General features: G+C 43.0%; 22 protein-coding genes and 1 pseudogene. 9 read left to right on the top strand and 14 right to left on the bottom strand.

All coding sequences use genetic code 11. The annotated features are described in order from the left end of the window. Window positions 1-71: 71 nt before the first annotated feature. The 3 genes from WCW_RS09375 to WCW_RS10305 all read left to right on the top strand — a co-directional run bounded on the left by WCW_RS09375 (window position 72) and on the right by WCW_RS10305 (window position 1550). Entirely contained in the window at window positions 72-923 is an 852-nt protein-coding gene (locus WCW_RS09375; protein WP_143876387.1) for a hypothetical protein, read from the top strand. Window positions 924-1119: 196 nt separating this feature from the next. Then, window positions 1120-1371 carry a hypothetical protein gene (locus WCW_RS09380; protein WP_013182978.1) on the top strand — a complete coding sequence of 84 codons (252 nt, stop codon included), beginning with the start codon at window positions 1120-1122 and terminating at the stop codon, window positions 1369-1371. 5 nt (window positions 1372-1376) lie between these two features. Further along, entirely contained in the window at window positions 1377-1550 is a 174-nt protein-coding gene (locus tag WCW_RS10305) for a hypothetical protein (RefSeq protein WP_013182979.1), read from the top strand. Between the two features lie 14 nt (window positions 1551-1564). Here WCW_RS10305 and WCW_RS09385 read toward each other — a convergent pair whose 3' ends face one another. Both WCW_RS09385 and WCW_RS09390 read right to left on the bottom strand, forming a co-directional pair. After that, entirely contained in the window at window positions 1565-3142 is a 1578-nt protein-coding gene (locus WCW_RS09385) for a 4-alpha-glucanotransferase (protein WP_013182980.1), read from the bottom strand. A 203-nt stretch (window positions 3143-3345) separates the two neighbouring features. Continuing rightward, window positions 3346-4322, bottom strand: a pseudogene (locus tag WCW_RS09390) (IS256 family transposase). A 55-nt stretch (window positions 4323-4377) separates the two neighbouring features. Between WCW_RS09390 and WCW_RS09400 the strand changes: the two are divergent. Next, window positions 4378-4596, top strand: a complete 219-nt coding sequence (locus WCW_RS09400) for a hypothetical protein (protein ID WP_013182986.1) — start codon at window positions 4378-4380, stop codon at window positions 4594-4596. A gap of 118 nt (window positions 4597-4714) precedes the next feature. On the opposite strand, the gene WCW_RS09405 is transcribed toward WCW_RS09400, so the two are convergent. The 12 genes from WCW_RS09405 to WCW_RS09450 all read right to left on the bottom strand — a co-directional run bounded on the left by WCW_RS09405 (window position 4715) and on the right by WCW_RS09450 (window position 17220). Further along, window positions 4715-4969, bottom strand: a complete 255-nt coding sequence (locus WCW_RS09405) for a hypothetical protein (protein WP_013182988.1) — start codon at window positions 4967-4969, stop codon at window positions 4715-4717. Then, window positions 4966-5139: a hypothetical protein gene (locus WCW_RS10310; protein ID WP_013182989.1), complete on the bottom strand. Its 174-nt coding sequence runs from the start codon at window positions 5137-5139 to the stop codon at window positions 4966-4968. The genes WCW_RS09405 and WCW_RS10310 overlap by 4 nt, the downstream gene beginning before the upstream one ends. Continuing rightward, window positions 5136-6428 carry a cbb3-type cytochrome c oxidase subunit II gene (locus WCW_RS09410; protein ID WP_013182990.1) on the bottom strand — a complete coding sequence of 431 codons (1293 nt, stop codon included), beginning with the start codon at window positions 6426-6428 and terminating at the stop codon, window positions 5136-5138. Before WCW_RS09410 ends, WCW_RS10310 begins: the two co-directional genes overlap by 4 nt. Next, window positions 6425-7849 carry a cbb3-type cytochrome c oxidase subunit I gene (locus WCW_RS09415; protein WP_013182991.1) on the bottom strand — a complete coding sequence of 475 codons (1425 nt, stop codon included), beginning with the start codon at window positions 7847-7849 and terminating at the stop codon, window positions 6425-6427. Before WCW_RS09415 ends, WCW_RS09410 begins: the two co-directional genes overlap by 4 nt. Beyond that, the gene (locus tag WCW_RS09420; protein ID WP_013182992.1) at window positions 7824-11699 is read right to left on the bottom strand and encodes a c-type cytochrome; all 3876 of its coding nucleotides are present in this window, start codon (window positions 11697-11699) and stop codon (window positions 7824-7826) included. The genes WCW_RS09415 and WCW_RS09420 overlap by 26 nt, the downstream gene beginning before the upstream one ends. Before the next feature lie 11 nt (window positions 11700-11710). Continuing rightward, entirely contained in the window at window positions 11711-13036 is a 1326-nt protein-coding gene (locus WCW_RS09425; RefSeq protein WP_013182993.1) for a cytochrome b N-terminal domain-containing protein, read from the bottom strand. Window positions 13037-13057: 21 nt separating this feature from the next. Further along, window positions 13058-13570, bottom strand: a complete 513-nt coding sequence (locus tag WCW_RS09430; RefSeq protein WP_013182994.1) for a QcrA and Rieske domain-containing protein — start codon at window positions 13568-13570, stop codon at window positions 13058-13060. A gap of 11 nt (window positions 13571-13581) precedes the next feature. Further along, window positions 13582-13713: a cbb3-type cytochrome oxidase assembly protein gene (locus tag WCW_RS10060; RefSeq protein WP_013182995.1), complete on the bottom strand. Its 132-nt coding sequence runs from the start codon at window positions 13711-13713 to the stop codon at window positions 13582-13584. Next, window positions 13713-15548 carry an FAD-dependent oxidoreductase gene (locus WCW_RS09435; protein WP_013182996.1) on the bottom strand — a complete coding sequence of 612 codons (1836 nt, stop codon included), beginning with the start codon at window positions 15546-15548 and terminating at the stop codon, window positions 13713-13715. The genes WCW_RS10060 and WCW_RS09435 overlap by 1 nt, the downstream gene beginning before the upstream one ends. A 162-nt stretch (window positions 15549-15710) precedes the next feature. Continuing rightward, on the bottom strand, window positions 15711-15992 hold the full coding sequence (locus WCW_RS09440) for an acylphosphatase (RefSeq protein WP_041941625.1): 282 nt from the start codon (window positions 15990-15992) through the stop codon (window positions 15711-15713). Then, window positions 15979-16959, bottom strand: coding sequence for a tRNA dihydrouridine synthase DusB (gene dusB / locus WCW_RS09445; RefSeq protein WP_013182998.1), 981 nt, complete (start codon window positions 16957-16959; stop codon window positions 15979-15981). The genes WCW_RS09440 and dusB overlap by 14 nt, the downstream gene beginning before the upstream one ends. Further along, entirely contained in the window at window positions 16960-17220 is a 261-nt protein-coding gene (locus WCW_RS09450; protein ID WP_041941626.1) for a YggT family protein, read from the bottom strand. A gap of 194 nt (window positions 17221-17414) precedes the next feature. On the opposite strand from WCW_RS09450, the gene WCW_RS09455 reads away from it, so the two are divergent. From WCW_RS09455 to recA, 5 genes are all read left to right on the top strand, one after another. Then, a complete protein-coding gene (locus tag WCW_RS09455; protein ID WP_013183000.1) occupies window positions 17415-19133 on the top strand; it encodes a type IV pilus biogenesis protein PilM in 1719 nt (572 codons plus the stop codon). A gap of 3 nt (window positions 19134-19136) precedes the next feature. Next, window positions 19137-19757 carry a hypothetical protein gene (locus WCW_RS09460; protein WP_013183001.1) on the top strand — a complete coding sequence of 207 codons (621 nt, stop codon included), beginning with the start codon at window positions 19137-19139 and terminating at the stop codon, window positions 19755-19757. Window positions 19758-19822: 65 nt separating this feature from the next. Further along, window positions 19823-21040: a toxin-antitoxin system YwqK family antitoxin gene (locus WCW_RS09465; protein WP_162268180.1), complete on the top strand. Its 1218-nt coding sequence runs from the start codon at window positions 19823-19825 to the stop codon at window positions 21038-21040. Then, window positions 21037-21573: a 5-formyltetrahydrofolate cyclo-ligase gene (locus WCW_RS09830; RefSeq protein WP_013183003.1), complete on the top strand. Its 537-nt coding sequence runs from the start codon at window positions 21037-21039 to the stop codon at window positions 21571-21573. Before WCW_RS09465 ends, WCW_RS09830 begins: the two co-directional genes overlap by 4 nt. A 101-nt stretch (window positions 21574-21674) precedes the next feature. Further along, on the top strand, window positions 21675-22727 hold the full coding sequence (recA, locus tag WCW_RS09475; protein WP_013183004.1) for a recombinase RecA: 1053 nt from the start codon (window positions 21675-21677) through the stop codon (window positions 22725-22727).

Here is a 22727-nt window from a genome sequence, read left to right on the forward strand (position 1 = left end):
CTTTATTCACTAAATTCCGCGATGTTCTTTGGAGCTACATAAGAAACAGCTATCAAATTGCAAGAAGAGGAATGAAGATCATTGCGATTAAAATTCCTAAATTTCAGCCGAAAATGCTAAAAGCCATTGCGGCTTTAGGGCTGGCACACGCCGTTAACGCGGTATTAATTTTGAGTCAATATCCATCGGACATAAAAAAATTTTTACAAAATTTATCGATTCATGATATCGAGGGACTGGTGTTAAGTGGATTTTCACTATTGACGACCCCTTTGAGTGCTTTGGATTCGGCAATCACTTTTTTTGAGTCTGCTAGCACTTTAAAACTTTTTCCTGTAGTAACGGCATTCAGCGTAATCGCACTGCCAATCGCCATCACTTTGCTTGGTTACGCTTCAATTAGAGGAATCTACGACCTCATTAATAAAGGCATACAAAAACATCAAATTCCTAAAGAAGTCAAAACGATGCACGATCTTCGAAAGCTTAGAGAGGATTTGGAGAAAAAACTACGGGTCACATTGGAAGAACAGAATAAAATTGAAGAAAAATATTCAGGAAACTCCGAAAAAATTCAGCGCAAAATTGAAATATTGAGAACGAAAAAGATCAACAAAGTAAAAAGACACACCGACGAAAAAATCTTGAAGATCATGACCCAATTACTCGATCAGTTAGAAAAAGGATCTAATTTAACAAAAACAAATCAAAAGCTTTCCGATATTCATTTGTTAATGAATAGAAAAATCACAGTGGGTGTGATTGGAACAGCCTCGAATATCGCAATGTTAACGACTCTGGCGATTGCTATCGTATTTCCAATCAGTGCTTTGGCAATTCCAACTATTGCATTAATAAAGCATACAATTAATATTTCCCAACAATTATATATGGAAAATTTTTACACAAAAGGAATAATTTAAATTATTATTTAATCTTTATTATTACTTAATAAAACAGTGTTAATATAAAACTTAATCAAAAGATAAAAAGTTCCTCCTATCCTCCTCCTAGGGCCCTTATCTATAAAAGGGCCCGTTTTTTTTTTAATTTGATTATATAAATAATTTTAAATATAATTAAATTGAGAAAGTTTTAATAAATTAAGAGGAGGGAGAAATGAGTTTTACCGACAATCAAAAATGGCATCTAGACAGGATCATCATGGAATGGTGGGATGCAGAGTCTCGGGATGAGAAGCGTTCAATCGAGCTTGAATGCTACAAAGAATTTAAAAAGATGGATTTCGACGGCACCTTCGTTGATTACCTGAGAAGCAACAACGCGAAAGCGTTAGCAGACGAAATGGAACATTTTCTGGATATCTATGGCAGGGTTCCTCATACGCACGAAAAGCACAAGGTTGCATAAGAGCTATGAACCTATCCCGATATTGCTATTTGTGCAAATATTTTTTCTTTTTATTTCTCATGCTGACTTACCCGCTTTTTTCAAGCGATGTCCGCAATAGCAATGAGATCCAAATCAGGAACGGACAGCTCTACCTCAATGAAGAGCCGTTCACCGTTAAACCTGTGATTGCGCCCTAATACCCGGACAAACTTCAAGAACGAATAGATGAAATTTCCTGCATGACTTTTTGCAACTCTTGATGCGACCTGATCTCCTCGATTGTCGGCCGCAAACGATAAGTCCAGTTGTCGGCCGAATCCACTCCAGGGGTATTGATCCGCTCATCCGCAGGGTCAGAATGGGACAACTCATCAAATAGGCTAAGATATTCCTGAATCAGATTGATATGAAACAGACTTGGGGTCGCATGGCATGCTTTGAGAACGTGCAAATGACGCGCAAATGTCAGCTCCGACTCATCTTCCCATCCCATAAAAAGGGAGAAATTGCGCGCATCTTCCCTGTGCGTCTTCCACCAGGAAGCCAACGTTTCCGAATCGTGAGTCGACAACGTAGACATGCTCAAAGGCTCATACTCTTCAAAAGGGATGTATTTACCCGATGCTTCAGTTTCCCAGCGCAAGACTTTAGTTCCGCAAATGCCCAAGTGTTTCAGAGACTTTTTAACTTCTTTTGGCACAGTGCCCAAATCCTCTCCAATGGGAAGTAAATCACTGCTCTCTAACAATATCTTTAATCGACTTTCACCATCAGAAATCCACACAGAAGAATCCTCGGGTATAAAACCGCTTTTGCCCTCACTCCATTTTGCCCAAATTCTGTAGAAACCAACGACATGATCCAACCGATAGAGATGGCAAAAAGGCTCTAAAGCAGCCAGACGGTTTTTCCACCAGGCAAACCCTTGCGCAACATGCGCCTCCCATCGATAGAGAGGAAATCCCCAATCCTGCCCGTCGGGGTTGTAATAATCAGGAGGAGCACCCGCCCGATAGTCGACTTTAAAAAGGGATCGATCAGCCCAAACATCCGCGCTTTCCTTTCCGATCAAAATCGGGCAGTCCCCTTTGATCAAGACGCCTTCTGAATCGGCAAATTTTTTCACTTCCCCCATCTGAAGAGCACAAAAATACTGGATTAAGCAATGCTTATCTAGCATTTGACGGTGATCCTCATATAGCCTATCCCAATTACCCGATGGATCCCGCCATTGCTGTTTCCACTTTTTCCAATCAGAAGTTCCGGAAAGAGATGACAACGCTTTGTACAATGCATAAGGTTTCAACCAGCTTTGAGAACAGACAAATTGCTCAAAACTGCGGCTTTGAAAGAACTCCTCCCCCTCGTTTAAAACATAGTCGTCCAAAAACGCTGTTTTCAGTTGATCGACAAGCGCATAATCAACACGGGGCAAGGGATTTAACTCACTTAATCGGGAAAGAACTTCCTCTCTCTTATCTGAACGTTTTGCATTTGGTAAATCATTCAAATTTAAATAAATCGGATTTAACGCACAGGAAGAAACAGGAGCATAAGGGGAAGCCCCTCCATGTGTGTCGTAAAGGGGAAGGAGCTGCAAGAGATCAAAATGCACCTCCTTTAACCACGAAATCAGAGGAATAAGATCCAAATATCCTCCAATTCCTTCTCCTTTATGTGTTCTCAGAGAAAAAAGAGGAACGCACACCCCGTGATGATGCCGCACACCAATTGTTTCCCATTGACGCGCCGCCGGTGTGGAAGATAGGAAAAATCTTAGATTATTCATTCATTTTCATTTTTTAATAATAAGAATTTGAAAGCAAAAATATTTTTTGTTTATGCTCTGGTGTAAAAAAGGACAATGTCTATGAACCAGCCGAGAAAAGCTAGAAAAATCGCCTATTTTTCCATGGAGATTGCCTTGGAATCCGAGATATTTTCAAATGTTGTGTTTCGAATCCTTAAACGCACCCTAATTTAAAAATTCTCTTAATCTACTTTTTCTTTTTCCAGAACCTCTTCTCCATCTTTAAAGACCACACCGTTGATTACTTTTTCAATCATTTCACAACCCTTGAGTTTTCTCCGTTTTTTCTCGGCTGTAGTTTGTCAAAGTAACAGTCACTGAACCGCAGCCTTTGGTTTGCCTTGTCCGGTGTCTTATTGTTGCAAAAGTCGATTCAATCGGGTTAGTTGTCCTGACGTGCTGCCAATGGATCGCCGGAAAATTGTAGAAGGTAAACAGTTGCGCCTTATCCTTCTCAAGACAAGCACAGGCTTTGGGGTATTTGCCTCGGTATGTTTTCAAAAACACCTCAAACGCCGCCAGTCCATCTTCTTTGGTAGGGACCATATAAATTAATGGCCTTTTTCGCATTCACTTGAATACTTTTGGGCATTTTATCCAGCACATTGGCCGTTTTATGTACCCAACACCGCTGCTGCTTTGTCTTCGGAAAAACTTCCTCTATTGCCGACCAAAATCCAAGCGCACCATCTCCTATCGCAAGCTCAGGAGCTGTACACAGCCCGCGCCGCTTCAAACTCTCCAATACTTTTGCTCTCTCTATAACCATTGTGGATCGCCACAAGTTCCTTTTTACCATTGGGAAGAGCGCCAAGAATCACGAGAAAGCAAATTCGGTCATCTCCAAGACGAACATTCAAATAGATCCCATCTACCCAGATGTAAGCGTAGCGCTTTCCTTCAAGAGAGCGCTTGTTCCAGTCTTTGTATTCCTGCTCCCAAGATTGTTTTAGTAGAAATCCCCCTGATCAAGATTTGTACTTCTCTTTCAGAGGTAGCCGTTGCGGACAAATTGTTTTCTTCCCTCGAAATCCTTCCTGCCTTTCATCGATTCCAGGTATTCATTGACTTCATTTTCAATAGCCTGTTGAAGCAACAGGCGAGCTCCTTCCCTCAAAGTTTGTTCCAGAAAACTCTTCATTTCAAACGAAAAGATCATTCCCGCCGAACCCGGTGACATCAACCTTCTCAATCAGCTTTGTCCGGAAGGGCAAATGACCGAACTTCCAGATAATGGGACTCTTACAGCATTATATATCGAAGGCCACTGGGAAGATATCGTCAAACATCACCCAATCGCAGCCGGAGGGATCGTTTTTGAATGGCAGGATGAATACTGGAAAGCGGGAAATAAACATCAACAAACGCCTTCAAAAGCTGTTAATATCGACTTTCCCGGAGGATGCTGGACGAAGAAGGGTTTGGAATCATGAGCGTCAAGCTGAAAAGAAACTCATCGCTTGACTGGCCCTATCCATTCGTCCCTGATGAAAGAGTTCCACGCGCACAATATGAAACACTAAAAATGCTTGGGAAAGAATAAAAAGGTGTTTAGGGCGTGTCGTTCTTTTCTGCTGGCTGATTTGCATTTTGCAAAGGAAACTGGGTATTAGCAACTTTCTCCAACTGATTCCAATGGCCTCGGTCAACCCATCCCCATGCTCCATTCCAGTAAAGAAACATCCAAATGACCCCCCAAATCGGAAGAAGCAAATAACTTAACTTCAGCCAAACAGGAATTTTTTTATCCTTAGTATAAATTCCTGTTTCTCCATATTGCTCAATTTCGTTTTCTTGATCGCTCATTTCTTTTCCTCTTCTTCATCCATATGCATCATGTCATACTTAGGTCCTTCACCCATCCCTAATAATCCTTTATACCATAAATACAAGAACATAAAAAGCGTGCTTCCAAACAAAACAAACAGAAAAGAATAGTTGAAAATGCTTCCATAGATACCGATTCCATCTTTCATTTCACACTCTCATCTTTATTGTATTGCCCTTGAATAATTTCCATCGTCTGCACGGGATCTTTGCCAAGCCACCACGCTTCCGTAGGGGGAGTGATACGCGTTCCCTTGGTCATGAGATATTGAAAAATTGCTTCAAATTTATAATTGGGAAAAGAAACTCCTCGTCCCAAAGTTCCTCTGGGATCGTCATCGAAAAAGTGCTGAAAAGCAGGCATGATCGATCCTTTGCTCTCTGTCTTTGGAGACCAAAAATGGGATTGATGCCAATCACGAGAAGGGCGTTTGATTCCAACTCTCGAAAGATCCGGCCCAATACGACGTGTCCCCAAAAATGTGATTCTCTCATAAATATACTCATTAGCCGATGAAGGTGGAGCCGGATACGATTCTGTTCCATTTAAAACAACATCCTGAATAAGCGTGCGGGTTTGATCTGTATGGCAATACCAGCACCCTTCAATCCGATAAAGGTCTTCCCCTAATTGAATCAAGTTTTTTCTTGAACGAAATCCAAGCAGATTTCCTTGAAGTTCCTCAAGATTTTTGATCGATTCTCCACTCGGATCAAATCTCCATTCTTCTTTTCCACCAGACTCAAAGTATTTTACACGGTATTCATGGGGATTGTTGATATAGACCACTCCTTTTGAAGAATGCCACGGTTGTTTTTTTTCTTCGTCGAGAATGATAAAGTTTTCATCAACCCAACTCTCTTGCACTCTGTCAATAGGAGCAATGGCGAAAGCTTCACTTCCTTCAGGTTCAAAAAGCTCAAGAATATGAAAAAAAGGTCTTTGCAATCCCTGATCGCGCCAATCAGAATGTTCCCGTTCCCATGAAGCCTGCAGCTCTTTCTGCAAAGCTTCAGCCCTCTTTGCTCCATCAAAAGGGTTGCCGGCCAAAGCAGATTCCGGATTGCGCAAAAGAATCAGGCGGGAGCTAAGCTTCAATGCATCATCTCCATAAAAAGTGATGTATTTCTGCAAATGGGGAGGGGCAACAAATCTAACTGTTTTCGATTCTTTAAAAGCTGTGAGAGAATACCCATCTTGCAAATGATACACTGCCTGAAGCTCCGAATCATGACTGCTGAAATAGATATTGGGATCGGCCACTTCATACATCTGCACCTGATAATCACTCGTTGGCTGCACCCACGTGTAATCGATATGCCTTGGAGCGATCAATGTCACGATCACAGCCGAAGAAAACAAAATGAGAATTCCTATGATCGTCAGCCACGCAGACCATTCAATTTTGTAAAAAAAATTACCTTGTTTTCCGCTCACGCCGCCACCTCTAGATGTTGAGTCTTTTTCAGAACGATCGTATTAAACATATTCCCAACAAACAATAAATTCGAAATTAAAATAATCAATCCACCGACCGCACGCATAATCCAAAACGGATGCATTTGAGCCACAGTTTGTAAAAACGATAAGGAAGTCAACTGACTATGAAACTCTGCATAAGTGGTGCCATCAGCCCAGTGAGACCACAAAAGCCCTTGATAAAACCCGCCAAACTGCAGCGCCATCATGAACAGGATGGAGCCGAACATACTCAACGTGAAGTGCACATCAGCCAATCTTTCGGACCACAACGGTTTTTTAGTGATGATAGGAATCACATAGTAAATGGCACCTGTTGCAAAAAAAGTAAATGCTCCGTAAAGCGCAACATGGGCGTGTCCAATCACCCAGTCCGTTTTGGAAGTGATCTCATTGACATTGCGCAAAGCCATCACAGGTCCCTGGATACATGTCACAAAATAAAACATCACTCCCATCATTAAAAAACGCACAGCTGCACTCTGCGTATATTCTTTCCATTTAGGCAAGAGCGTGGAAAAAAGATTAAATACCACGGTCCACACAGGAATAAACATCAAAATAGAAAAAATAATTGAGATTGTTTGCAGCCACTGAGAAATTGGCCCATGGATCATATGGTGAGCGCCAATCCATCCATAGATAAATGCAATCGACCAAAAACCGATCATCGACAAACGATGGCTATAGATAGGAGTGTCTGTTGTTTTTGGTAAGAAGTAATAAACTGCAGCCAACCCCATTGGAGTAAAAATCAACCCAACAATATTGTGCACATAAAACCAGCTGATATTCACTCTCGAAATCCCTCCTGGGACCCACATCACAGCATAACTCCCTGCAATATAGATAAATGTTGTCCAAATTAACGTCCCCATGACATACCAAACAGAAACGTACATTTGTTTGTATTTTCGATTAAAAATCGTTGCGAACAGGTTAACAGAGACTAAGACCCAAGCTAAAACAAACAGAGGCTTCACCGGAATATACCAAACCGTATTGGGAATTTCAGCATACTCCCACCCGAAATTCGTTCCAAACGGATAAGAGTAAACGGCAACAATTAATGACAACCACCAAATGGCAGCAGTGAAACAAGCAAGCCTAGGGCTCCATAAAGGCACGCCGCATAACCGCGGAATAAAAAAATAAAAAAGGCCTACACCAGAAGAAAGCAACCATAAAAAAGTGACATGTCCGACATGAATCGGACGAATTTTGCCAAAGTGAATGTATTCCCCTGAAAAATAATCGGGAAAGACAAATACATTGAACGCCATGAACACTCCGATAATCATTCCAGCAATCAGAAAGATCAACGAAGGATAAATCATCAATTTTACGGGTAAATCATTGTATTTCGTTGCCGATGTCATTTCTCTTTTTCCATATTTTCAATTTTTTTTCATAATTTGCGTAGAGTTCAATCTGTTGATCTCTCAAACGTTTAGCCTCTTCCTGCCCGGAAGCCAATGCTTTTTGCAAAAGTTTATATTTCAAAATCTTCCCGTTCAGATCTTCAAGAGATTCGCTTCTCTCATTGGAGGGTAAGCGCCCTTCCACTAAGATTTTCTCTTTTTCCAGTGTTTGAAGCGTCTCCAGAACTTCCTGAAGCATTTTCTTACTCAGGGTTTGGATCTGTAACTCCTTTTCTGCATCATGACTGAGCTTCAATTGACCATCTGCAAGAGAGTAGTGGATGGAATTGAGACTGATTAACTGCAAATATTGATCAAAAAGCGCTTTTTCTTCTTGGATTCCCAGCAATTGGACTCCGACATTCCGCAAAATGTCCGACTCTTTTTGAAGCTTCTCTCTCATATCCACAACCAATTGATCCACAGCCTGCAGCATCTGCATCTTCTGACTCAGTGACAGCTCTTTTTTGTAGGCGTCTGCCGCTTCCGCTTCGGAAAGAGTCCCTGTTAACAGAGCTCTCTTGGTTTCTTTAATCGCATTTTTAAGTTCATTGACCCTCTGATATTGATCGGTTCGAGACTGCTCCAGCACCAGCCCTTCCTCCTCATACATTTCGTAAATAACAGTCGTCAAACGATCTCTTTGTTTCTGTTCATTTGACAGTGAACGGATGTACATGACCAGCTGCAGCCGCTGCAGAGCACTCGTTTGATCACCCCAAGGAGTCATGGAAGTGCCGGGAACCCCATATTTGATCGATCTCAATAAACGGAGATCGTCTCTGGTATTGATCCACTCAAAATTTGTCAGCATTCGAGGTTTTGCATCGAACATGGTTCCTGCTCGATACCCTTGGCCGTCAGCTTCTTTTCCGTGGCAAACAGCACAATTCAACTCAAAAAATTCACGCCCTTCCTCTAAATTGTGCTGGGTGTAGTATCGTTTTTTAATGTAGTAGAGATTGTTTTCTCCTTCCTTATAAGGATTGGAAACGACATCAAACACCTCATCAACGCGTTCTTCCTTAGCAACGGGCCTCAACTTACCCCTTTCTTTTTTAAGTTCTTTAAGCAAATCTCCAGGCTGATACTGCCATTTATCCACCTCTTCCGGTGTTTGGTAAATGCTTGCACCTTCCAATGGCGCATACAGCCAATCGACTAACTGATCGATCTCGCTTTCGGTCAAAACTGGAACGCTTCCGATGATTTTCTTACCATCGGCAACCTCTCCCCAAGGAGGCATCGGCCCTCCAAGCACCCCATGAGTGATCGATATGACAGCATTATCGCGCGTCAGATTTCGCAAGAAATCCGCATTGGTTAAATTTTTCGGAATTGGATAGATCCACTCTGCCACAGGGCCGTTGCCGCGCTTGTGATCTCCATGGCACTGGGAGCAGTGGAGATCATAAGCCATAGCGGGATCGAAACCGAATGTATCCCAAATTTTTCTCACTTCATCGCGGTTTTCAACAGCAATTCGATCAAGCATATAAGTCAGGGCGTAAAATTTACTATCATCAAACGGCAGAACAGGCATGATGGAACGCGCAACATGCTTGGAAGGTTTTCTAAAATGCTCAATTAACCATTCATCTGAGCGATAAATTCCCGACCAATTGGGACGAGGTCCAACTAATCGACCAAGGCCATACTCCTGAACATACATCATCAGGACGCGGTTGACCCGCTGCTGCCATTGATCCCACTCTGCTTTTATTCTTTTCTTTTCACTTGGATCGCTTGCTTGAGAAAGTTTTTCTTGATAATGATGATTTTTCGCACGCTTGGCATATTTGAATGCTGTATTGTAGGACTCTATCAACTGCGGATGCGTACTTTCCAACTCTTCAAGAAGCGAACCGGATCTAACGTCATTGACAATGCGGGAGTCGATCTCATCGCTTTTCTTATCTAAGATTTTGGCCAGTTCCGATCCGGAAATCTCCTCAGCAATCGTCTTTCTAAACCATTCCCTTTCTTTAAAAAGCGTTTCAAACGAAGGAGTTTTCCCTTTTTCTATTTTAAAGCCTATATTGGACGTGAAACCTTTCAGCCGATGGCAGGCAGCACATCCTTCGGTGGCAAACACCGTCATGGAATAGCGGAGATTGTTGAGATTTGCCGGATTAATCGGTTTCTCCCAAGGGAGCTTGTATCCCGATTCCCATTCCATCAAACGGGTTTTATAAGCAGGTTCGGAAGTGGCAGGGCGCCTTCCCTTCTGCGCGAGAAGAAACGTCGTTAAGTCTTCTAATTCCTCATGATCAAGATGAAAATTGGGCATCGTAGATGTTTTAAGATCAGCCTGAGGCCAAACCATCGATTCTTTGATATACCAAGGATAGAAGTTCCCAATATTCGTCAGCTCAGGACCCACTCCTCCGCGAGCAAGTCCATCAATTCGAAGGCATGCGTAGCAGCCTTGAGAAAAATACAAATTTTCTCCACGGTGGAAATCCGATATGAGCATGTCGATTTCAGACTTCAGAACTCCTCGGATGTTTTCATCGGCAACCGTTTCTCGAATGGTAGACTGCGCTGATTCTGCATAAGCCATCAACACCTTATCTTTTTTCAAAGCTGATTTTTTAACGAACAATGTACCGCTTCCCGAATGCTTTTCGAGAAATGTATCGATGCTGCCGCTATTTTGCGCGATCTGTTCTACGAGTTTCTGCGATCCTAATATTTCCTCCATCCGCTCATCAATTGCTGAAATTGCTTTTTCAGTATTTTCCGCTTTTCTAACAAATTCAAGTTGCGATTTCACGGCAGCAATCTGCTCATCGGATGATCTAAAATCCTGGGTTCCTTGCGTTAAATACTCAACTGTCTGATTCCAACCACTTTTTTCCAGCTCTTTTTTCAGGGCAATTAATGAGACAAGCGCTTTTTTTTCATTTTCGTACGCGTCTTTGATAATTTTTGATTTTTCTTCGCGCCGTTTTTCGACAATACTCGTTTCTCTAGCAGCATCTTCCAATGCTTCAGATGTTGAATTGTGGCATTGGACGCAGTTAGCCTGTAGAAGAGCGCCTACATAAATGGGAGTTGTTTGAAAGAGAAGCTCATGACCGGGCTTATGATTGAACACTTTTGAAAACTGCGGATCATTTAAAGGATCTTTTTCAAGAAACTCAGGTTCCGGCCCCATGTATTCAGCCTCATATTGACCATCAAATACAGGTCCATGCGCCTTTTCTGTCGTCAGCCCTCGACCGTTTCCACTGTGGCAAACGGTGCATCCATACTCGTCAATGGAGTGGTATTCAAAAGGGCGAGTTTCCCTACCGATTAAAGGGTGCGCGCGAAGCACTTTTGTCATGTCGTAAACATGCTCGCCAACTTTAACCGTTTTCAGCGCCTGCAGATTTTCCGCTTCCTTGTCATTGCCTTCTTTTTTAAGAGTATCGATTTTTTGATCTAGTTTTGTCCAAATATAACTCGGATTCGGTTCAAGGACCGGCAGTCCCGATTCATCATAAACGGGATTCCCATTGATATCGGCAGCTTGCTGAGTGGGGGAAAAGTGGGAGAACTGGACAGCAACGTGGCACGAAGTGCAGCGATCGATGACGGGAGGGCCGTTATCCGGCTTCTCCAACACAATCTGCTTGATCTTTGATTCGAAAGGAGGAGGAGGTTGACCGGTATAGCTGGAGCGGAATTCTTCAAGTGCAATGTAGGTGTTCTGGTAGATTTTATATTCCGGAAAAAGTTCTTTATATAAAAATCCGCCAAAAAACGCCGTGACAATCACCGCTAAAAAAATCAATGAGATTTGATACCAATCACCACGCATCTTTGATCACCCTAATGCCTTGCAAAATTTTCCGTCCAAGGCCACACCCAGCCCCAATTCGCACCTCTGAAGTAAGTGCCGACAATAATCAAAATTCCTTGCCAAGTCATAAATAGAGTGTACAAGAAAATTCCCAAATACCTGCTCCGATGGAACCAAACCCCCTCTCCTCGAGGATTGCGATCCAAATAGGGGATCGACATCAGGCCAACAATAATGAGGCCTGGAATGCCTACGCCTCCCCAAAACGCATCATAAGCGACCATCTCCTGCAAACCGAGAAAGTACCAGGGCGCTTTCGAAGGGTTAGGAGGTTTACTCGGATTTGCCGGTTCTTCAAGGGGAGCATTAATAAATGAAAGACCGAGAACCAGCACAAGAGAAAGAAAAAAGCAAACAAGCTCAGCCCTTAGAAGATGGGGCCAGGTAAACACAAAGTTGTAAGGCCCTTTATCCACTGTCGGACAAGTCCCTCTGACAAGCTCCATCAAACCGTAAGTGCGCTTCACTCCAGGAGCAAACGACTCTTTCGTATCGGAACGCTGCACAACGCGGTAAGGATCCGGGCGCAGGCGATCAGGAGGACGGGCCAACCCGCCATCTTTCCTGATCCGCCAAAAGTGAACACCAATCAACGTCCCGGTTATTAATGGAAGCGCGGCCACATGAAGGACGTAAAAGCGGATCAAAGCATCCTGTCCAACAGAGGTTGACGCAAGCAGCATCACACGGTTGACGTTGTGTTCAAATCCAGGAATGTTGGGAACGTAGCCTGCGATGTTGGATCCGACTGTAACCGCCCAAAACGAAAGCTGGTCCCAAGGGAGCAAATATCCGGTGAACGATAAAACCAGAGTCAACACCATAAGAATCACTCCAATTACCCAATTGAACTTGCGTGCTCCCTTGTAAGCGCCGGTATAAAACACACGGCTCATGTGAAGAAAGACAAACATCACCATCAAATGCGCAGCCCACCTGTGCATGTTGCGATACATCATGGCAAATGGTGTCGTATCCTGCCAATCCTTCATGATATCATAAGCGCGATCCTCTGCAGGGATATAATAAAACATTAAAACCACGCCGGTGAATACAAGAATCAAAAACATGCTGGCAGTGATCGTTCCCAAGCCAAGTGTTTGAAATGGGTTCAGGGAACGCTTATGACACTTCACAGGATGAAAATGTAAAAAGAAGTTCTTAAACACAATTTCCGAGCGATCGACATCATTATTCGGATAATTGTGCCGAAAAATAGAACGGATAAAATCCCGAGGCAAATTGGCAATATGCTCAGCCCAGGTTGTTCGTCTGTTTCCTTTGTATACAGCCATTACTTCAATCCATGTATTATATTATACGGCAGGCGTGAACCACGCAGCCTCCCAATCAAGAGTAGCCTTCGACTTGTCAACCATTAAATCCCCAGAAGCGCCTTTGTATATCTCGAAAAAAACCAAAGGCAAAGGAGCAGGCCCTCCAGTATTGCGCCCAAATTGATCGTATGTCGACCCATGGCAGGGACATGCATATCCCGTATCCACCATATTCACTGTACATCCCAAATGCGTACAGACTGCTGTCTGCACACGCACTTTCCCAGTCTTTGATTCGATAAAAACTTTTTGTTTAGCATTGAAAATTTTCCCGTCAAAAGAAAGCACATCCTCCGGCCTTCCAATAGAAAAAACGCTCGGCGGCACTTTCATCGCATTAGGATATAAATATCCCAACAAAGAAACATTGACCATTTGGGCGGCGCCTAGAATGCAAGCGCCCACACCCATCAAAGCTAAAAAAGAACGCCTTGAGATCATAGGATCCCTTTCATCCTTATCGACATTTAGAGAATTCCGATATTTTGGCATAAACTTATCTGCTATTCCTCATCTCGAAACATTTGGTATTTCACATCTTCCATATCATCAAACTGTCCATTGCGCAGGTAATAGATATAAATCAGCATTCCAGCTAAAGCAAATAAAATTGTCACAGCCAAATACCAAACCATTATCCAATCCAGCGAAATGTGTAGTTCATCGCATCCATCGTCACAGCCTGTGTAGGGCATTTTTCAGCGCACAAACCGCAGCGGATACAAAGATCCTCATCTTTCAGCATTGCAGATCCCATTTGATCCATCTCATCTTCTTCCATTTCATAGGAATCGACACCGTAGTAATGATCGACAGCCTTTCTCAAGTTGCCTTCACCGGCATCCAAATTCAACTGACTAATCGGAACAAGTTTTAAACAATTGCACGGACAGACATCGACGCATCCATTGCATTTAATGCAAAGGGATCCATCAAATACAGGGCTGACATGGCATTGTAAACACCTGTTCGACTGTTCATGCGCCTCTTGGTCCGTGTAGTTGTTTTCAACCATATTTAAATTAGTTTTACGTATTTCGGCCGGTTGAAGAGAAGGCAGGGCCCACTTTGTCCGTAAATAAGTCTTATCCCGCATGGGAGAAATTTCTGTAAATTCCCCAACAAACTCCCTATAAGGGGTCGTTCCTAGTAAATCATGATCGATCGCGCGGGCAGCCTCTTGCCCATGTCTAATTGCTGTGATGAACAGAGCCGCTCCAAATGCAGCATCTCCTCCTGCATAAATTCCTTTAACAGAAGTTCTTCCAGTTCCTTTTTCTGTTTTAATCACCCCTCTTTCGATCGCAAGCGCATCCCGCTTCTTCCACCCATTTAGGAAGCTTGTATCCATAGATTGGCCAATAGCCAAGACGACGCTGTCGCAAGGGATGATCGTTTCTGTTTCAGGCACCAATTGAGGATTGAATTTTCCATCATGATCAAAAAGGCGGTGGATTTGCTGCACCTTCAAACCGCAAATGCGACCGTTTTCATCTCTCATAACAGCTTTCGGAGCAACGCGGTTGATGATCTTAACACCTTCCTCCATCCCGTCTTCAATCTCAAATTCATCGGCCGTTTGCTCATCCCTTGACTCCAGACAGACCATTGTCACTTTTTCAGCCTTGTTTCTTATAGAAGTGCGAGCGGCATCGAAAGCAACATTTCCCCCTCCGATCACAACAAGCTCCTTTCCGATTTTCCAAGGTTGATCAGCGCAACGCACACGCAAGTACTCGATCCCCCTGATAATGTCCGGCTCATCCGCCCCATCGATCGGAAGGTCTCGCGACTTCCACAATCCGACGCCAAGGAATATGGCATCATATTTTTCTTCCAGCTCATCAAGGGTAATATCCCTTCCAAGCTTCATGTCATAATAAATCTTTGCTCCCAGATGTTCGATTGCAGCAATTTCATTCAGGGCCACTTCATTCTTCAAACGATAAGTAGGAACACCGTAAGTCAACATCCCGCCGGCCATCCGCATCATTTCATACACATCAACAGCATAGCCAAGGCGCAACAAGTCGTGAGCAGCAGTCAATGATGCCACGCCGGCTCCTATGCAAGCGACCTTAAGGCCATTCGGCTTCGGGTTCGTGCTTCCGCGAGCATAGCTCATTTCCAAAGACTTGATGTGAGCCTCTTTATCGAGACCAAACCATTCGTCCAGATATCTTTTTTGAGCCCGGATCGTCAAAGTTTTATCCACTCGGTCGCGGCGGCAGCTTATCTCGCAAGGGGCTCCGCAAATGATTCCGCAAATCGATGCAAATGGATTAGGACCGCGTGCGATTTTATACCCTTCCAACATCTTTCCTGAGTGCAAAGCCATCATATACCCTCGAGGATCTGTGTTGACAGGGCATCCATCGCGGCAATCGATTTGTCTCAAGTAGTAATCTAGATCGGGGATAACAACGTCGAACAACGTTTTAAATGTATTTTCATTGTCATCTTCAGACACAAAAAAGTTCCTTCTCTCATAGGACGCACCGTCAGTTGGATAAACACGATGCGCCCTGGCTCAGAAATGAATTGACGCGGCATCTGCCACTCTATCAAATAAAATTGATTATTTAAAGTTGAAAAAATTTTTGATTTGATAATTTTGAAGATGATGAAATTTTTATGAGAAAATTATCCTGAAACCATCATAGACGTGTGCAGGTTCCCTAAAAGAAATATCTACGTTTTTGACATAGCCCGGGCCTTTTTTTCCCGAAAGCTCTTCGATCAAATTCTCAAGATCTTCCCGTTTTCCGATAGCAAAAATCTCCACCGTTCCGTCCGGCAAATTTTCCACCGTGCCGGAAATTCCCATTTCAGAAGCTTTGCGTTTTGTCGTGTCGCGAAAAAAAACACCTTGAACTCTTCCGTGAACAATCGCATGCATCTCAACAGCACCCATAATTTTCAATCAACTCCCGCACTTCCTCTAAATTTTTTGCTTTGCTGATTAAACCGCGGAAATCACGTGTTCCCGGAGATTTTTTCAAATACCAACACCCCACCTTTCGCATTTCAAGCACGGTTCTGCGGTCGCTATGGTAGCGGCTGGCAAATCGGTAGTGTTCAAGCAACGCCTTTCTATCGTCTTCCAGAGTTCTTTCCACAGGTTTCAAACCGCACAAATGACGCTGAATATCCTCTGCGATCCATGGTTTTCCCATTGTTCCTCTTGAAACGAGAACAGCATCGCAACCGGTGTACCTGAACATCTGTTCCGCAGCTTCAGCGTCAAAGACATCGCCATTTCCGATCACCTTTATCTTCCCTGCCGTTTCTTTGCAAGCCTTGATATAATCCCAATTAGCGTCTCCACGGTAAGCCTGTTTCCGCGTCCTGCCATGGATCGCAATCGCTGCAGCTCCAGCCTTCTCTGCCAAGCGAGTAATCTCCTCGGCAATAATTGACTCATCATCCCAACCGGCGCGAATCTTCACCGTAACAGGAACGCTTACCGCAGCCACCATTTCAGATAAAATTTCCGCGATTTTTTCCGGCTGTTTTAACAAACCGGATCCACTTCCATCTTTGGTTACCTTATCGACAGGGCAGCCGCAATTCAAGTCAATCACATCAAAGCCAAGATCCTCAAGAATTTTAGCAGCCTTACCGGCCAATTCAGGCTTGCTTCCGCAAAGTTGGGCGCCAATCGGATGCATGCCTTCTTCATAATCCAAAATATGAAAAGTCGCCGGATCGTGCCGAATCAACGCATCCATCTTGACCATTTCACAATAGATAAGGCCTGGGTTGTATTGAGCGCACATTTGCCGAAAAGGAAAATCGGAACAACCAGCCAACGGCGAGTAGAAAACATTATTTGGAAGGGAGATATTTCCCAGCTTAAAAGGAGTTTGAATAAATTTCATTTAATAAAAGAGAGTGTAGGCCAACCATTTAGTGAAATGTTCGATGATCCCCAAACACAAAAAGGCAACAATCGGGCTAAAGTCGATCATGCCCAAAGGTGGGATGATTTGACGAAAAACGTTTAGATAAGGATCTGTGTAGTAACGGACGAACTGCATAAATTTATATTCGTTTAACTCTGGAAGCCAAGAACCCAAGATCCTTACAAACAACATAATCATGTAAACGAGGAAAATCCGGTCTATCAATAAAATCAGCATCAATTCTCCATAAAACTTGGCAGAAGACTATTTTACAGGAAAAACAGCGTACCGTCAATCTCTAACAATAATCATTGAAACATAATCAACTTATAATAAACAACTTAAAACAAAAACATTCAACTTGAACGCCCTAAATTTTAAGTTGATTCGGTATATAGTAAAAATCAACATCTGCTATAATATCCAGCATTATGACCACAGAAAAACCAACCTCTTCCCATACAACCGGATTGGAGATCGATGAAAAAGAAATCCGCGCTGTGCAGATCAAGTGGAAAAAAGGACGCCTCTCTACAGGAAAAATCCTCTCAATCCCACTAGATCTCGAACCTCCAAACCATGTAAAGCCGCTTTACACGGAAAAATCGGAGAAACAGTTGCGCTCTCTGTTGAACAAGGATCTTATCGTCACAGGCATGCCGGCTTCCGATGTGATGGTGAGAAATTTGACTGTTCAGCTTTCCAAAGAAAAAGATATTGACCAAGTTTTGGAATTTCAAACAGAGCCTCTATTGCCATTTCCTGTCAAGGATGCGATTGTCGACCGCATGATTTCAGGAAAAGGATTGGATCACACGGACTTGACAGTTTGTGCAGTGAAAAACGAACTGATATCCGAACACATAGCAATTTGGCACGAAGTTGGGGTTGAGCCGGAAGTTATTTCCTGCTCACAAGCAGCTTTGAGCACTTTTTCAAAAACTTTCTCTCCCATTGACGGCCTTCACTATCTGCTACACCTAGGCCGCGAAGAAACAATCTGTTTACTGGTAAATAACGGAATATTATTAAACTCCCAAACCATTGGAAGTGGAATCAAGGATTTGGAAGAGGCTTTTGCCGTAGACAGCGGCTTGATCGATAAAAAATTAGAGAAAGAATTAAAAAATTGCGATGCGAATGCAGTCACTACAACATCCCACCCCAAACTTTTTCAAAAAATTCAAAAATTAAGCATTGAAATTACAAAGTGCTTATATGCTCTGGCAAAGCAGCATCCCGCCCAGGAGATTGATCATCTTTTACTCACAGGAAACAGCTCTGCATTGATCAACCTTCCAGATCGTTTGAATCAATCATTGAAGAAAAAACTGCACACCCCTAAAAACACGAAAGGATTTTCTTTAACTCCCTTAGAACTTCAACAGTTTGCTCTGCCCATAGGCTTGGCTCTTCAAGCAGTTTCCGGTTCAAGCCATCAAATCAACTTCCGGCAAAAAGAATATCTCTACCCATATCCATGGAAGCGAATCAAGAAGCCCATCGCAATCTATTTTGCTTTTTGCGCATTGTTATCCGGAGTTATCCTATTTTTTGGAAACGCCTATATTGCATACAAAGAAGATTCTTTACGCAAGGAATACCTGAACCTATTGGAGTTGATGAATAAACCGTTCAACGAAATGGAAGCAGAAATCAAAAAAAAGACCCCTTATATCAAAACGTTCGAAAATGGCTCGGATGTTCTCTTAAAAAAAATGTCTCAGAGTGATATCGCTTACCGAATTCAACTCATAGAAAATGAAATCAAAGAAACCCCTGATACATTTCCTTTGCTCCCAAACACACCTAATGTTAGCGATTTTCTGGCATGGCTAAGCAATTATCCCCACATAAAACCTTCTAAAGAAAAAAACGGCAGCGACACAATTTCTCTTGAAAGTTTAAGCTATAAAATGGTCAAACGGCCAGATATCAATAAGAAAAGAGAGCGGTACCAAGTGAAGGTAGAGCTGGAATTTTCTACCCCTACACCTCGATATGCCAGGGAATTTCACGACATTTTACTAGCACCCAATGAAATGGTCGATCCAAACGAGGATGTGAAATGGAGTGCAGAAAGGGGCCGCTACCGCGCTTCATTCTTCCTGAAGGATCGCACTCTATATCCTACAGGGAAAAGGAAGTAGCCGATGAAAGGAATTCCTCAATCACGCATGATTCTTTATCTTCTTGTGATCGGCTTTATTCCCATTTTCTTCACAATATTTTATCTTTCAGGCCAACTGACGGAAGTGGAAAATTTAAAAAATTCGCTAACTTTAGTAGAAGCGCAAGCTTTTAGCCGAGAAAAGAAACAGGCCCTTAACATGGCTGTCAAAGAGCACTTTAAAGGAGCCGATCATTTTTACGTCGATAAATATCTAGAGTCGCAGACATTTCTTTCTCCGGAAATCGAGTCTCTGCAAAAACTTGTTAATAACCGTTACTTTGCAGGAGACGAAAGCGTACGCAAAAGATTGGATTACATCACTAGCCAAAAAAACTCTTTACTTTTTTCAGAAAGCAATGTCCAAACATATCCCTTTTTTCAAGAAACAACAGCCACTTTAGTCCACCCGATAGAAATTAATATCAATGACCTTAAAAGAATCCTTTCCCTGGTTGAGGGAAGAACAATAGGAACAAACAAACCAGGGCCCAATCGCCCGCAAATGATCATTTTAGACTTCAAAATCGATAAAAAAGAAGCTTCGGAAAATAACGAAGTTTTGTTGTTGAATATGAAAATTTTAAAACGCGAATACTTATAGCCATGAAATATTTAACTCACAGCCTCATTTCCCTCACCCTTCTCAGCGGATGTCAAACCTCTCGCATGATGCAAAGAGACGAGACACTGCGATCCATCAGTTTTATCGACAGAAACGGCATGGCAGAAACCGTCAGTAATAAAGAGCGGTTGAAACAATACAAAAACACAAATTTTTCAGATCCTCAATCCTACCAAAAAATCCTACGGATCTACGATAGGGATAAGAGCGGAAACATCAAGGCCAAAATGACGAGCTATTATGAAAACGGCCAACCCAAACAATATCTTGAGATCGTTAACTCACGCGCTTACGGGCCTTATATCGAGTGGCATGACAATGGGCAGATCAAACTTCAAGTTTGCGTGATCGGAGGAGAGCCTGATTTAAACACTCAGGCAGAAGAGACCTGGCTTTTTGAAGGACATGCAATTGTTTGGGATAGAGAAGGCAGGCAAACCGCCGATTTTAACTACGAAAAAGGAAAATTAAACGGTATATCAAGTGAGTTTCACATTAATGGAAATCTCTGGAAACGGACACCTTTTAAAGGCAATCGTCCGCATGGAACAGAGGAAATTTTTTTAGATAACGGAGACCTTCTCCTCTTCGTCAACTATGAAAACGGTTCCCGCCACGGCACCTCTAAAAGATTCTGGGACTCTGGAGAACTCGCTTCTGAAGAGTGCTTTAACTACGGCCGCTTAGAGTTTGGACGCTATTTCGACAAGCAAGGCCATCTTGTTGCTCAAATCAACGATGGCGAAGGCTTTCGCGCAACCTTTAGCCGTTCCCATATTTCAGAGATTCACCAATTTAAAAATGGAATTCCGGAAGGCGAAGTGAAGGTGTTTGGATCTGACAGAAAAATATTTCGGACCTATTATGTGAAAAACGAAGCCAAACATGGTGTAGAAATCGAATATTATGAACAGCCTCACCTAAGAGATCAGCCGAAAATGTCTGTCACCTGGTATGAAGGAAAAATCCAGGGAATAGCCAAAACATGGTATGAAAACGGTGTACAGGAAAGCAATCGAGAAATGAGCCGCAACGCCAAAAATGGCCTCTCAACAGCTTGGTATATGGATGGCAGTCTGATGCTGATTGAAGAGTACGAATTTGACAAACTCTTAAGAGGCGACTATTACCGCAAGGGAGACAAACAGCCTGTCAGCCAAGTACGCGATGGAAAAGGGACAGCAACCCTATATGATCCGGAAGGAAATTTCCTTCAAAAAGTGAATTATCAATTTGGCGAGCCTGCGCCGCAAGCCTCATGAAACGTGCCTTGCGTGATCACTGGATTTCCATAAGAAGCCAAATACAAAAAAGCCGGCGGGAGGAAGCTCAATCCAAACTCTTCAAAGAATTAACACAACAGACAGAAAATTTTCGCTCCGTTCTCTCTTTTTTTAGCTTTCGTAATGAAATTTCAATGGATGAATTCAACGATTATCTCGCCAAAAACGGCAAGCTTTGCCTGCCCAAAATACATGAGGAGCATCTTGATCTCTATCGAGTGGAAGAAGTCGATCATCAATGCGTTCCGAATGCATGGGGAATCGTAGAGCCAGATCCAGCCTTGTGTGAAAAAATTGTAGAAGATGAGATTTTTTTGGCATTTATCCCAGGAATTGCTTTCGACAGCCAATACCATCGACTTGGCTATGGCAAAGGGTTCTATGACCGCCTCCTAGCCCGTTTAAATGACTCTACCCTTACCTACGGTATTGGATTTAAGGAGCAGTATTCCCAGACACTACTTCCCATCGAAGCACACGACATTTCTCTAAATCGCCTTTTATTATTTTAAATTCGCGGTACAGATCCGTTCCGTCATTTTCTCGTAGAATATCCCCATGCATTCCTGTATGATGATCGCTTCACCCATCGATCAAACAGGAGAAGATAACAATGGCGCAACCACCCGATAGTGAACGAAAAAAGGCTTTAGACTTAGCTGTCAGCCACATAAAAAAACAATTTGGAGAGGGAGCCATTATGTCGTTAGGCTCACGCGCCTCTCAACAGGAAATAGGGGTCATAAAAACCGGAACATTGGCATTAGATGTAGCTCTTGGAATTGGCGGTGTTCCACGCGGACGCATTGTAGAGATTTACGGTCCAGAATCTTCCGGTAAGTCAACCCTTGCTTTACATATCGTCGCAAATGCTCAAAAATCCGGCGGGCTGGCAGCTTACATTGATGCCGAGCATGCGCTTGATCCAAGCTATGCAACGAAAATCGGTGTCAATATTGAAGAATTGTTGATTTCACAGCCGGATTGCGGCGAGGAAGCCCTTAACATTGCAGAGACACTGGCGCGTTCCAATGCTGTCGATGTGATCATCATCGACTCAGTTGCAGCACTCGTTCCAAAATCAGAATTAGAAGGGGAGATAGGAGACAGCTTTGTGGGATTGCAGGCGCGTATGATGTCGCAAGCTCTGAGAAAATTAACGGCAACTCTTGCAAGAAGCAACACCTGCGCTGTTTTTATTAACCAGATCAGGGAAAAAATTGGGGTAATGTATGGAAATCCGGAAACGACCACAGGAGGTCGAGCGCTGAAATTCTACTCTTCCGTCCGCATGGAAATTCGGCGAACAGGAGGCATTAAAGGTCCCGACAACAATGAAATGGGCAACCGTGTAAAAGTAAAGGTCGTGAAGAACAAAATGGCCCCACCTTTTCGAGCTGCGGAATTCGATATTTTGTTCAACGAAGGCATTTCCCGTACAGGATCAGTCATCGATATGGCGACAGAGTACCAAATTATCGACAAGAGAGGAGCTTGGTTCAGCTATAAAGGCGATCGCCTAGGTCAAGGACGAGAAGCGGTCAGAGAACAGTTGAAGGCAAATAAAGATCTTCTTGAAGAGATTGAAAAACAAGTGATTGAAAAATATCAACTCAAACTGAATCCACAGCCTCAAGAAATGGAATCCGCTCAAGCAGATTCTTAA

The organism is Waddlia chondrophila WSU 86-1044 (genome assembly GCF_000092785.1).
GTDB lineage: Bacteria > Chlamydiota > Chlamydiia > Chlamydiales > Waddliaceae > Waddlia > Waddlia chondrophila.

What these genes read in the sequence shown, in the direction of transcription:
- WCW_RS09375 (WP_143876387.1), top strand. Translation starts at nt 72, where the DNA reads ATGAAGATCATTGCGATTAAAATTCCTAAATTTCAGCCGAAAATGCTA.
- WCW_RS09380 (WP_013182978.1), top strand. Translation starts at nt 1,120, where the DNA reads ATGAGTTTTACCGACAATCAAAAATGGCATCTAGACAGGATCATCATG.
- WCW_RS10305 (WP_013182979.1), top strand. Translation starts at nt 1,377, where the DNA reads ATGAACCTATCCCGATATTGCTATTTGTGCAAATATTTTTTCTTTTTA.
- WCW_RS09385 (WP_013182980.1), bottom strand. Translation starts at nt 3,142, where the DNA reads ATGAATAATCTAAGATTTTTCCTATCTTCCACACCGGCGGCGCGTCAA.
- WCW_RS09400 (WP_013182986.1), top strand. Translation starts at nt 4,378, where the DNA reads ATGACCGAACTTCCAGATAATGGGACTCTTACAGCATTATATATCGAA.
- WCW_RS09405 (WP_013182988.1), bottom strand. Translation starts at nt 4,969, where the DNA reads ATGAGCGATCAAGAAAACGAAATTGAGCAATATGGAGAAACAGGAATT.
- WCW_RS10310 (WP_013182989.1), bottom strand. Translation starts at nt 5,139, where the DNA reads ATGAAAGATGGAATCGGTATCTATGGAAGCATTTTCAACTATTCTTTT.
- WCW_RS09415 (WP_013182991.1), bottom strand. Translation starts at nt 7,849, where the DNA reads ATGACATCGGCAACGAAATACAATGATTTACCCGTAAAATTGATGATT.
- WCW_RS09420 (WP_013182992.1), bottom strand. Translation starts at nt 11,699, where the DNA reads ATGCGTGGTGATTGGTATCAAATCTCATTGATTTTTTTAGCGGTGATT.
- WCW_RS09425 (WP_013182993.1), bottom strand. Translation starts at nt 13,036, where the DNA reads ATGGCTGTATACAAAGGAAACAGACGAACAACCTGGGCTGAGCATATT.
- WCW_RS09430 (WP_013182994.1), bottom strand. Translation starts at nt 13,570, where the DNA reads ATGCCAAAATATCGGAATTCTCTAAATGTCGATAAGGATGAAAGGGAT.
- WCW_RS10060 (WP_013182995.1), bottom strand. Translation starts at nt 13,713, where the DNA reads ATGGTTTGGTATTTGGCTGTGACAATTTTATTTGCTTTAGCTGGAATG.
- WCW_RS09440 (WP_041941625.1), bottom strand. Translation starts at nt 15,992, where the DNA reads ATGGGTGCTGTTGAGATGCATGCGATTGTTCACGGAAGAGTTCAAGGT.
- dusB (WP_013182998.1), bottom strand. Translation starts at nt 16,959, where the DNA reads ATGAAATTTATTCAAACTCCTTTTAAGCTGGGAAATATCTCCCTTCCA.
- WCW_RS09450 (WP_041941626.1), bottom strand. Translation starts at nt 17,220, where the DNA reads ATGCTGATTTTATTGATAGACCGGATTTTCCTCGTTTACATGATTATG.
- WCW_RS09455 (WP_013183000.1), top strand. Translation starts at nt 17,415, where the DNA reads ATGACCACAGAAAAACCAACCTCTTCCCATACAACCGGATTGGAGATC.
- WCW_RS09460 (WP_013183001.1), top strand. Translation starts at nt 19,137, where the DNA reads ATGAAAGGAATTCCTCAATCACGCATGATTCTTTATCTTCTTGTGATC.
- WCW_RS09465 (WP_162268180.1), top strand. Translation starts at nt 19,823, where the DNA reads ATGATGCAAAGAGACGAGACACTGCGATCCATCAGTTTTATCGACAGA.
- WCW_RS09830 (WP_013183003.1), top strand. Translation starts at nt 21,037, where the DNA reads ATGAAACGTGCCTTGCGTGATCACTGGATTTCCATAAGAAGCCAAATA.
- recA (WP_013183004.1), top strand. Translation starts at nt 21,675, where the DNA reads ATGGCGCAACCACCCGATAGTGAACGAAAAAAGGCTTTAGACTTAGCT.